The organism is Thalassolituus sp. UBA2009, from assembly GCF_002335285.1.
Taxonomy (GTDB): domain Bacteria; phylum Pseudomonadota; class Gammaproteobacteria; order Pseudomonadales; family Oceanobacteraceae; genus Venatoribacter; species Venatoribacter alkanivorans.
The window spans coordinates 8721-18852 of record NZ_DDCJ01000120.1 but is presented as its reverse complement, the minus strand read 5'-3'; the positions used below and the strand labels follow the sequence as shown (position 1 = coordinate 18852).

Annotated in this window: 9 protein-coding genes; 7 read left to right on the top strand and 2 right to left on the bottom strand. The window is 55.5% G+C overall.

The window, feature by feature from the left end; genetic code table 11:
• The coding region (gene hldE, locus B3P58_RS15030; RefSeq protein ID WP_286718784.1) for a bifunctional D-glycero-beta-D-manno-heptose-7-phosphate kinase/D-glycero-beta-D-manno-heptose 1-phosphate adenylyltransferase HldE at positions 1 to 1035 on the bottom strand (1035 nt) is incomplete at its 3' end.
• Between the two features lie 189 nt (positions 1036 to 1224).
• On the opposite strand from hldE, the gene waaA reads away from it, so the two are divergent.
• Positions 1225 to 2493 carry a lipid IV(A) 3-deoxy-D-manno-octulosonic acid transferase gene (gene waaA, locus B3P58_RS15025; RefSeq protein WP_230331033.1) on the top strand — a complete coding sequence of 423 codons (1269 nt, stop codon included), beginning with the start codon at positions 1225 to 1227 and terminating at the stop codon, positions 2491 to 2493.
• A 67-nt stretch (positions 2494 to 2560) separates the two neighbouring features.
• Here the strand turns inward: waaA and B3P58_RS15020 are convergent, their stop codons facing one another.
• Positions 2561 to 3892, bottom strand: coding sequence for a TolC family outer membrane protein (locus B3P58_RS15020; protein WP_230331034.1), 1332 nt, complete (start codon positions 3890 to 3892; stop codon positions 2561 to 2563).
• A gap of 176 nt (positions 3893 to 4068) precedes the next feature.
• On the opposite strand from B3P58_RS15020, the gene nudF reads away from it, so the two are divergent.
• From nudF to B3P58_RS14990, 6 genes are all read left to right on the top strand, one after another.
• A complete protein-coding gene (nudF, locus tag B3P58_RS15015) occupies positions 4069 to 4686 on the top strand; it encodes an ADP-ribose diphosphatase (RefSeq protein ID WP_230331035.1) in 618 nt (205 codons plus the stop codon).
• 119 nt (positions 4687 to 4805) lie between these two features.
• Positions 4806 to 5276, top strand: coding sequence for a DUF1249 domain-containing protein (locus B3P58_RS15010; protein WP_230331036.1), 471 nt, complete (start codon positions 4806 to 4808; stop codon positions 5274 to 5276).
• 89 nt (positions 5277 to 5365) lie between these two features.
• Entirely contained in the window at positions 5366 to 6172 is an 807-nt protein-coding gene (cpdA, locus tag B3P58_RS15005; RefSeq protein ID WP_145467739.1) for a 3',5'-cyclic-AMP phosphodiesterase, read from the top strand.
• Positions 6173 to 6772 (top strand): YqiA/YcfP family alpha/beta fold hydrolase, encoded by a 600-nt coding sequence (locus B3P58_RS15000; RefSeq protein WP_230331037.1) that lies wholly within the window; start codon positions 6173 to 6175, stop codon positions 6770 to 6772.
• Positions 6773 to 6861: 89 nt separating this feature from the next.
• Complete coding sequence (gene parE, locus B3P58_RS14995) at positions 6862 to 8751, top strand: DNA topoisomerase IV subunit B (RefSeq protein WP_230331038.1); 1890 nt, start codon at positions 6862 to 6864, stop codon at positions 8749 to 8751.
• A 63-nt stretch (positions 8752 to 8814) separates the two neighbouring features.
• The coding region (locus B3P58_RS14990; protein ID WP_286718777.1) for an ABC transporter substrate-binding protein at positions 8815 to 10132 on the top strand (1318 nt) is incomplete at its 3' end.

Below are 10132 nucleotides of genomic sequence, written 5' to 3'. Positions count from 1 at the left end.
GGTCATCACCAGGGTTTCGCCACGACTGCGGGCTTCCTCTACCAGTAATTGCAGGCTGTCTTCGTCGAAGATACCGGCACCAAGACGGTTTTCGCTGCGCAGGTCGCGGCGCAATTCTTCCGTGGTTACCGTGGCAGTACCCAGCTTGCCGACCACGATACCGGCAGCGGTATTGGCCAGTACGGTGGCTTTTTCCAGCGGTTGGCCGGCGGCCAGCGCGGCGGCCAGTACGGAGATTACGGTGTCGCCGGCACCGGTGACATCGTAAACCTCACGTGCCCGCGCCGGCAGGTGGAAAGGTTCCTGTTCGCGCTGTACCAGGGTCATGCCTTTTTCGCTGCGGGTCACCAGAATGGCCTGCAGGTCGTAATCACTGATCAGTTTCCGGGCCTTGGTAACCAGGGTGTCATCGTCGGCGGCAGGGCCGACCACGGCCTCAAACTCGCTCAGATTCGGCGTGATCAGGGTAGCGCCGCGATAGCGCTCAAAATCGGTGCCCTTGGGATCGACCAGAACCGGGACAGAAATTTTCCGCGCGGCGTTAATCAGGCCCTGCGGATTGCTCAGTGCGCCTTTGCCGTAGTCGGACAGAATCACGACGTTGGCGGCGGCCAGACGCTGACTGAAGTCGGCGTACAGATTGCTGAGATCGGTAGCGTCGAAGGCTTCTTCAAAGTCGAGGCGGATCAGCTGCTGGTGGCGGCTCATAATCCGTAATTTGGTGATGGTCGGGTGACTCGGGTGTTCAAGGAAGCTGCAGTTCACATTGGCCAGTTCGAGCATGGCGGCCAGCGCTTTGCCGTTTTCGTCGTTACCGGTAATACCCAGCAGATCGACACCGGCGCCTAAGGTGGCAATGTTCAGGGCAACGTTACCGGCACCGCCGGCGCGGTTTTCCACATCCTGAATCTTTACTACGGGAACCGGTGCCTCCGGCGAGATACGTGATGTCGGGCCCTGCCAGTAGCGGTCGAGCATTACATCGCCAAACACCAGTACGCGGGCCTGGTGAAAATCGGGAACGGTTACATCCATAGTGTTTTACACGTCTGCAGCTGTCAGAAAAATGAGCGGAGGAGTTTAACATAGAGCCCGGCAGCGGTGTGCTACTCCGTGCACACGGTCGGGGCCGTGTTTTTATGTTTCAAATTGCGCCAGCCACTGCCGCATCATCAGCCTGTGGTATGATGCCGCGCTTTGATCCGGGTTAACGGCGGGAGTTCTGTGGCGCGTTTTTTTTATTCTCTGTTGTACGCTTTCTTACTGCCTGTACTGGTATTGCGTTTGTGGTGGCGTGGCCGGCTGAATCCGGGATATCGCCAGCGTCTGCGTGAGCGCTTCGGTATTCTGCCGCATCGTCCGCCGGCCAATGGGTTATGGATACATGCAGTATCGGTAGGCGAAACCCTGGCGGCGGCACCTCTGGTTAAGTCCTTTCAGGTACGCCATCCGAATGTTCCGGTGATCGTTACCACCACAACCCCAACGGGGTCGGAGCAGGTGCAGCGTCTGTTTGGTGCCGGTGTTTACCATATGTATCTGCCTTACGACCTGCCTTGGTTCTGGCGTAACTTTCTCAATGCCCTGCGTCCCGGTTTGCTGGTGGTGATGGAAACTGAACTCTGGCCTAACCTGCTGGCCTGCTGCGAGCAGCGGCGCATTCCGGTGATGCTGGCCAATGCCCGGCTGTCAGAAAAATCAGCCCGTGGTTATGAAAAATTTGCCGCACTGACCCAACCGATGCTGCAGCGCCTGACTACGGTGGCGGTGCAGAATGCTGCCGATGGCCGGCGCTTTCTCGACCTCGGCCTGCCGCCAGAGCGGCTTGAGGTAACCGGCAGTGTGAAATTCGATATGGATGTGCCGCCAATGGTACAGGCACAGGGAGCGGCGTTGCGTGAGCAGTGGGGGGCTGAGCGTCCGGTGCTGGCGCTGGCCTCCAGCCATGCCGGTGAAGATGAGTTGCTGCTCGATCTGTATCCGCGACTGCTGGCGGCTTGTCCGCAGTTGTTGCTGTTGCTGATTCCGCGTCATCCGGAGCGCTTTGAAGCCGTAACCAATGCAGTACGCAGCCGTGGCTTGCGGGTGCAGCGCCGCAGCAGCGGCAGTGCCTCTGAGCAAACGCAGGTTTACGTGGCCGACACCATGGGCGAGATGCTGCAGCTGTTAGCCGCCGCCGATCTGGTGCTGGTTGGTGGCAGCCTGATTGCCCACGGCGGACATAATCCGATTGAACCGGCAGCGCTGGGTAAAGCCACCCTGATTGGCCCGCACCATATGAACTTCGCGGTGATCGTCGATAATCTGCAGAATGCCGGCGCGCTGGCACTGGTCAGCGATCAGGCGGATGAGTTGCTGGAGCAACTACAGAATTATCTGAGCGATGCCGACCTGCGCAGCCGTATGGGCGCTGCCGGTCAGGCCGCAGTCGATGCCAACCGCGGTGCGGTGAAGCGCCTGACCGAACTCTGTAGCGCGCACCTGAAACTGTAAGCTGAGCTGACAACAGCCAATAAAAAACCCGCCGTGGCGGGTTTTTTATTGGGCGGAATACGCAGAATTAAGCGCTGGCCAGCCAGCTGTTCAGCGTCTGGATATCGCCTTCGTTCAGGGTGCCGGCGTAGAACTTCAGGCTCAGCAGATTAATGATGTAATCGTAACGGGCGTTGGCGTAGTCACGCTGGGCGCTGAACAGGTTTTTCTGTGCGTTCAGTACTTCAACGATGTTACGGGTACCTACTTTGTAGCCGGTCTGAGTGGCTTCCAGAGCACTCTGGGCGGAGGTGATCGCCTGCTTACGGGCTTTGATATTCAGCGTATCGGTCTGTACCTGACGGAACAGGCTGCGGATATTCTGTTTAACATCGCGGCGTTGTTTTTCCAGCTGATAATCGGCCGCTGCGTAGTTCAGGGCAGACTGTTTGCTCTGACCATAGAGCGAACCACCGGCCAGCAGTGGCATTGAGATCTTCACGCCGATAGCCGTAACCGTGCTGTCGGTCGGATCATCACCAACAAAAGGTGCCTGATCGGCATCGGTGTAGCTACCGAACAGACTGACGCTTGGCAGGTGGTTGGAGCGCGCGGCATTACGCTGCAGACGAACACCGTCTTTGCTCGCTTCGGCGATCAGGACACCGGCGTACTTATCCAGGCCAGACTGTACCCAGTCAGCCGCGTTCGCTGGCTGTGGCATTTCCATCGCAACATCGGCTTTCAGCGGCGATACATCTTCAAAGCGCTGGCCGGTAAGCTGCTCCAGAGCTTCGTAGCTGATATCCAGCGCCGCTTCCTGACCCAGCAGGTTTACGTAAGACAGATCGTAACCGGCCTGAGCTTCGTGAACGTCAGTGATGGCAATCAGGCCCACTTCAAAGCGTTGCTTGGTTTGTTCCAGAGAGCGTTTTACGGCTTTCTCTTCTGCCTGAGCGGTGGACAGGTTGTCCTGGGCACGCAGAACGTTGAAATACGCCTGAGCGGTGCGTAACAGCAGTTGCTGTTCCGCCAGTTGCAGCTGCAGACCGGCCGCATCATCGCCACTGACCGCGGCCTGATAGGTGTACCAGCTGTTCAGATTAAACAGGGTCTGGGAAGCGCTGACTTCCAGGCTGCTGAGGTCATAATCTTTATCGGTTTTGACATAGCCACCGCTCACCAGATCAATGGAATCGGCTTCTGAGCTGATGCTGGTCTGGCTGTAAGAAATCTGAGCCTGGGGCAGCAGGGCACCGCGGGCAATAGTAACGTTGTAGCTGTTGGCTTCACGGATCGCACGGGCAGCGGCGATTTCCGCGTCGTTGCTGGCCGCCTGCTGGTAGATGGTGCTAAGGTCCGCCGCATTTGCAGCGCCGGATGCTAACAGTGCAATCGTCAGAGAGAGCAGTTTTTTCATAGGGGTGCCTTTCGCAGCGGGTATGAATTCGTTTGGTCCGAAGGATTCTAACAGAAAAAATCGGTTAAAAATGATGCTGATTGTTCCATAAATAAGAACACAGCGTGCAATAGCTCTGTGTGCTGTTGCAGTACAAACAGGCAATATTCTTATTCAGTAATATAGGTAGGTCAAGTATGGCGCAAAAGCCATTGCAGTATGGCCGCGACGACGTTGAAATTGCAGCGCGTGACGTGGCCTTCAAAGGATTTTTCCGCATTGAGAAAATCCGCCTGCGTCACCGCATGTTTGCCGGCGGCTGGAGCGGTTATTTTGAGCGTGAACTGTTCGAGCGTGGCGAAGCCGTCTGTGTGCTGCTGTTTGATCCACAACGTGATTGTGTGGTGCTGACGGAACAGTTCCGTATTGGTGCGCTGGCCGATGAGCACTCGCCGTGGCTGCTGGAACTGGTCGCCGGTATGGTCGAGCCGGGTGAGAGCTATGCTGAGGTGGCGCAGCGTGAAACAGAAGAAGAGGCCGGCTGCAGCTTTAACGAGCTGTTACCCATCTGTAATTACTGGGTTTCACCGGGTGGCACCAGTGAGCGGGTGCAGCTGTATTGCGCGCTGATCGACAGTGAAGGCGTCGGTGGTGTGCATGGTCTGGCGGATGAAAATGAAGATATCCGCCTGGCTGAAATGAGCACTGCTGAAGCTTATGCGGCGGTGGAAAGCGGCCGTATTAATAACGCTGCGACCATCATTGCCCTGCAGTGGCTGCATATACATCATCAGCAGCTGTTGCAGAAAAAGTAATAGTCAGGCGCCGTGTTAGCCTCATTTATTCTGATACTGGCGGCGCCTGAACGGATTCGCTAGGCTGCGCTGAGCTTGAACAAAGGTTCAGAAGATGGGCAGAGGAAAGGAGAAAGTGATTGCTTAAAAAACGTCAGCGTTATGTTCCCGATCTGCAGGAAATGGCGGCACTGTGTGAAGCCAACTACCTGCGCTTGCTCAAGCTTCTGGCAGGTGCAGAAGTCGGGGAGGAACGCGTTTTCCAGCTCAGTAATGACCGCCACAGTGCGCGGGTTCGGCTGTGTGTGGATGAAGATCACCGTTACACCACCATGGTGTCGGTAATGCAGGAAGGCATCAGCCCGGAATGGTTACAGCCACTGTCGATGCAGGTGCGGCTGTATCACGATGCCAGTATGGCTGAGGTGCTCAGTTATCAGAATCAGCAGCGCTTCGATGGCCGCTATACTTACCCCAATCCGGCGATGCGTATGCCGGACGAAAAAGTGCAACTGAATCGTTTTCTGGCGGAATGGCTGGATCACTGTTTAAAATACGGTCAGACCATTCAGCCTATCGTGCTTGCGGACCGCATATTACCTGTCAGATGAAGGTTTATTGTGAACTTCATTCCGGTTGATTTGCGCATTTGCCGATAAAGTTGGAAACTGACAAAAACAACTAGGGACAGGGGTGCAGTTTGTATTCACTGGATACGGAAAATACGCTGCGGCTGGTACAGATTACCGACACCCACCTGAATGGCCCCGAAGAGGGTCATTTGCTCGGTATGAAAACGCTGCACAGCATGCACTGTGTGCTTGATATTGTGCGTCAGGAACGTCCCGACATCGATACTATTATTGTCACCGGCGATCTGGCTCAGGATGGCAGCGTACGCGCTTATCAGCATCTGCATAATGCTCTGCAGCCCTTTGCCTGCCCGGTCTTCTGGTTTGAAGGCAATCATGATGTACCCGCCAGCATGCAGGAAGTCGCCGAAGACACAGAACACCTGCAGCGCATCGTACGCAGTAAACACTGGCAGCTGATTCTGCTGAACTCACAGGTCGAAGGTTCTGTATATGGCCGTCTGGCTCCGGATCAGCTGGAGTTGCTTGAGCGCGCCCTGAGTGAACGTCCCGATCTGCATTCTCTGGTCAGCTTTCATCATCACCCACTGCCGATGGGCAGCCGCTGGATTGACCGCATCGGTGTGAAAAATGCCGATGAGGTGCTGGCCGTTATCCGTCGTCACAGTAATGTGCGCTGTGTGCTCTGGGGGCATGTACATCAGGAAAGCGACCAGATGATTGATGGCGTGCGTTATATGTCTACGCCTTCAACCTGCGTGCAGTTTACGCCGAAGTCCGAAGAGTTCTCGGTGGATACTCTGGCGCCCGGTTACCGCTGGCTGGATCTGCATGCCGATGGCTCAATCGATACCGGCGTCAGCCGTGTTGAGGGCATTGAATTTGAAATCGATTACTCGGTAAAAGGCTACTGATTGTATTCTCCCTCTATTGGCTGTCTGTATCTGCACGGCTTTCTCAGTTCCCCGCAATCCCTGAAAGCGCAGCAACTCCTGCGTTTTTATGAAACCCATCTGACACCGCAACAACTGGTTATACCGACGCTGCCGTTTGCACCGGCCGATGCCATTGAACTGGCCCGTGCTGAGCTTAAGCGGCTGCGGCAAGACTTCGCTCAGGTGTATATCATCGGCAGTTCGCTTGGTGGGTTTTACGCTACCCATCTGGCCGAAACCGAAGGTGTGCCGGCGGTGCTGGTGAATCCGGCGGTACGGCCGTTCGATCTGTTTGAACATTATCTGGGGCCAAACACCCATTACTACAGCGGCGAAGTGCATGAGCTGACCCATGAGCATATCGGGCAGTTACGGGCGCTCGATTGTGCGCAGATTCAGCACCCTGAACGACTGTTACTGCTGTTGCAGACAGGCGACGAAACCCTCGATTACCGTCTGGCCGCAGAGCTGTACCGCAACAGTCCGGCCTGGCTGGAAGGCGGTGGCAACCACAGTTTTGAGCGCTTTATCGAACGCATGCCGATGCTGCTGGCCTTTGCTGCCCGTTTTCATTGCTGAATTATTAGAAGTGCCCCTCTGACTTCCCACTGCCTTCCCGTTATACTCCGCCGTTGATTATGGATTTCCGCTGGCAGCCAGAGGTTTGAATGTCTAAGCAATATACAGCGTCGTCGATTGAGGTTTTAAGCGGCCTGGACCCGGTACGTAAACGTCCGGGCATGTACACCGATACCACCCGTCCTAACCACCTGGCACAGGAAGTGATCGATAACTCGGTGGATGAGGCGCTGGCCGGACACGCCACGACCATTGAAGTCACGCTGCACGGCGACGGTTCTATGACCGTGCTTGATGATGGCCGTGGTATGCCAACCGATATTCACCCTGAGCATGGCGTCTCCGGGGTTGAGCTGATTCTCAGCCAGCTGCATGCCGGTGGTAAGTTCTCCAACGACAATTATCAGTTCTCCGGCGGTCTGCACGGTGTGGGTGTGTCGGTGGTTAACGCTCTGTCGCAGGTGCTGGAAGTCACCATCTGGCGTGATGGCCAGGTACACCGCATTGGCTTCAAAGATGGTTACAAAGCTCTCGACCTGCAGGTGGTGGAAACCTGTGCGAAGAAGAAAACCGGCACCAGTGTACGTTTCCTGCCGGACCCTAAGTATTTCGATTCTCCGCGTTTTTCGGTGCCGCGTTTAAAACACGTGCTGCGCGCCAAAGCGGTTTTGTGTCCGGGCCTGCGTATTAAATTCAATGCGCCGAACGCCGAAGACAGTGCCGAGTGGTATTACGAAGACGGCCTGAAAGATTATCTGAAAGTTCACAGCACCGGTTACGAAGTGCTGCCGGCCGAGCCGTTTGTCGGTTCCATGACCGGCACCACCGAAGGCGTTGACTGGGCTGTACACTGGCAGCCGGAAGGCGGCGAACTGCTGCAGGAAAGCTACGTTAACCTGATTCCTACCGCTCAGGGCGGTACCCACGTGAATGGTTTCCGCTCCGGTCTGCTGGATGCGCTGCGCGAGTTCTGTGAATTCCGTAACCTGCTGCCACGCGGCATCAAACTGACTCCGGACGATCTGTGGGAGCGTTGCTCTTACGTGCTGTCGGCCAAGCTTGCTGATCCGCAGTTTGCCGGCCAGACCAAAGAGCGTCTGTCGTCGCGTGAGGCATCGGCCTTTATTTCCGGTGTGGTGAAAGATGCTTTCGCTCTGTGGCTGAACGAGCATACCGGCGAAGCGGAACAGCTGGCGGAAATGGCGATTTACAGTGCTCAGACGCGGCTGCGTAAATCCAAGACCGTTGCCCGTAAGAAGATTACCCAGGGCCCGGCGCTGCCCGGCAAGCTGGCCGACTGTACCGGTCAGGACGGCGAGCGTACCGAGCTCTTTCTGGTGGAAGGGGACTCGGCCGGCGGTTCGGCCAAACAGGCCCGCGACCGTGAGTTTCAGGCCATCATGCCGCTGCGCGGTAAAATCCTGAACACCTGGGAAGTAGACTCCAACGAGATTCTGGCGTCGCAGGAAGTACACGATATTGCGGTCGCACTGGGCATTGATCCGGGCTCGGATGATTTATCCGGCCTGCGTTATGGCAAGATCTGTATTCTCGCCGATGCCGACTCCGACGGCCTGCATATTGCTACTCTGTTGTGTGCGCTGTTTGTCCGCCACTTCCGCAAGCTGGTGGCCGAAGGGCATGTGTATGTCGCTATGCCGCCGTTGTATCGTATCGATATCGGCAAAGACGTTTACTACGCCCTTGATGAAGGTGAGAAGCAGGGCGTACTGGAGCGTATCAAAGCGGAAAACAAACGCGGTAAAGTGAACGTACAGCGCTTTAAAGGTCTGGGTGAAATGAACCCGCTGCAGCTGCGCGAAACCACGATGGACCCGAACACCCGTCGTCTGGTGCAACTGGGTCTGGAGCCGGGTGATGGCACCAACGAAATGATGGACATGTTGCTGGCCAAGAAGCGTGCGGGTGACCGTAAGAGCTGGCTGGAACAGCGCGGCAACGAAGCCGAAATCGCCTGACGCTGACACTGCGGACAGTGATGTCCCGGGTCTCAGGTATTTGTTAACAGAGGGGGCAAGACAATGATGATCTGCCGGCATCTGCTGTTGCTGCTTATGCTCCCTCTGTTTTCTGTTTTTGCTGCAGAGTCTGATTCTGCCGGGCGATCTGTTCCGGCTCAGGTTCTGCTGCTGTTATCGTATGAGCCGTTATTTCCTGCTGCCGACAACATTGTTAACACGGTTCAGCATGCACTTAACCGTAATCCCCGGCATGATATAACCCTGCATGTTGAATTTATGGACTCCGATCTGCAGGCGACGGAGGAATACTTCCACGCCTATGCACAACTCTTACGTGCCAAGCAGCAGCAGGGAGAGCGTTACGATCTGGTGATTGTTGCCGGTGACGGAGCTTTAAAACTGGTTGCTGCGGAAGGGCGTGAGGTCGTGGGACAGGCGCCGGTGGTTTTTCTCGGTGTCAGCGACAGCGAACTGATCCGTCATGTACAGAGTCAGGGCGGTTATACCGGCATCTACGATGCGCTGCCTGTCTACGAATTTATGGCGCTGATGCGCTACCTCTATCCGGGATTCCAGCAATTACACGTTATCAATGATGGCCTGCCACGCAGCGCGCAACGTTTGTTGCAGTTGCAGCAGGCGGCAGACAGCCTGAGTCAGAAGCTGGTCGTACACTCGCTGGCAACGCTGAGCTGGCAGCAGCTGGCGGATGAGCTGTCTGAACTGCGCGGCGAACCCTTATTGCTGCTGTCGGCTTATCAGGATGCCGATAAACAGGTTAAACCCCTGCAAAAATCCAATCTGTTTATCAGCAACCATTCCGGCTCACCACTCTGGTCGCTGTCGCCTTTTGGTATTGGTGATGGCCTGTTGGGCGGTGTCGTAACCGATATGACAGACAGTGCCGGGCAGGCTGCAGATATGGCATTACGGATTCTGGCCGGAGAAAATCCGGACCGTATAGCGGTAGACTGGCACCCTGCCAATCTGACTCTGATCGATGCCGAACTGGCTGCCCGGGCAGGTTTTGATCATGATGACTTTCCGCAAAAAACTACTTTTGTTCATGAGCCGCCGGGCTTCTGGCAGAACTATCGCAATCTCTTTTTATTGCTGTTGTCAGTAACGGTATTTTTTACCTCAATCGGATTATTTATCTGGTCGGAGATTCGCCGGCGCAAATTCAGTGATCAGCAACTGGATGACCGCACTGAACTTATCAAAAATATCCTCGACTCAATTCCGGACATTATTTTCTATAAAGACCGTAATGGCATTTATGTTTTCTGCAATAAACAGTTTGTGAATCTGATGGGTAAAGATCCGGTCGGGCATACAGACTTTGATGTATTTGATCAGGAAACAGCAGCCTTTTTCC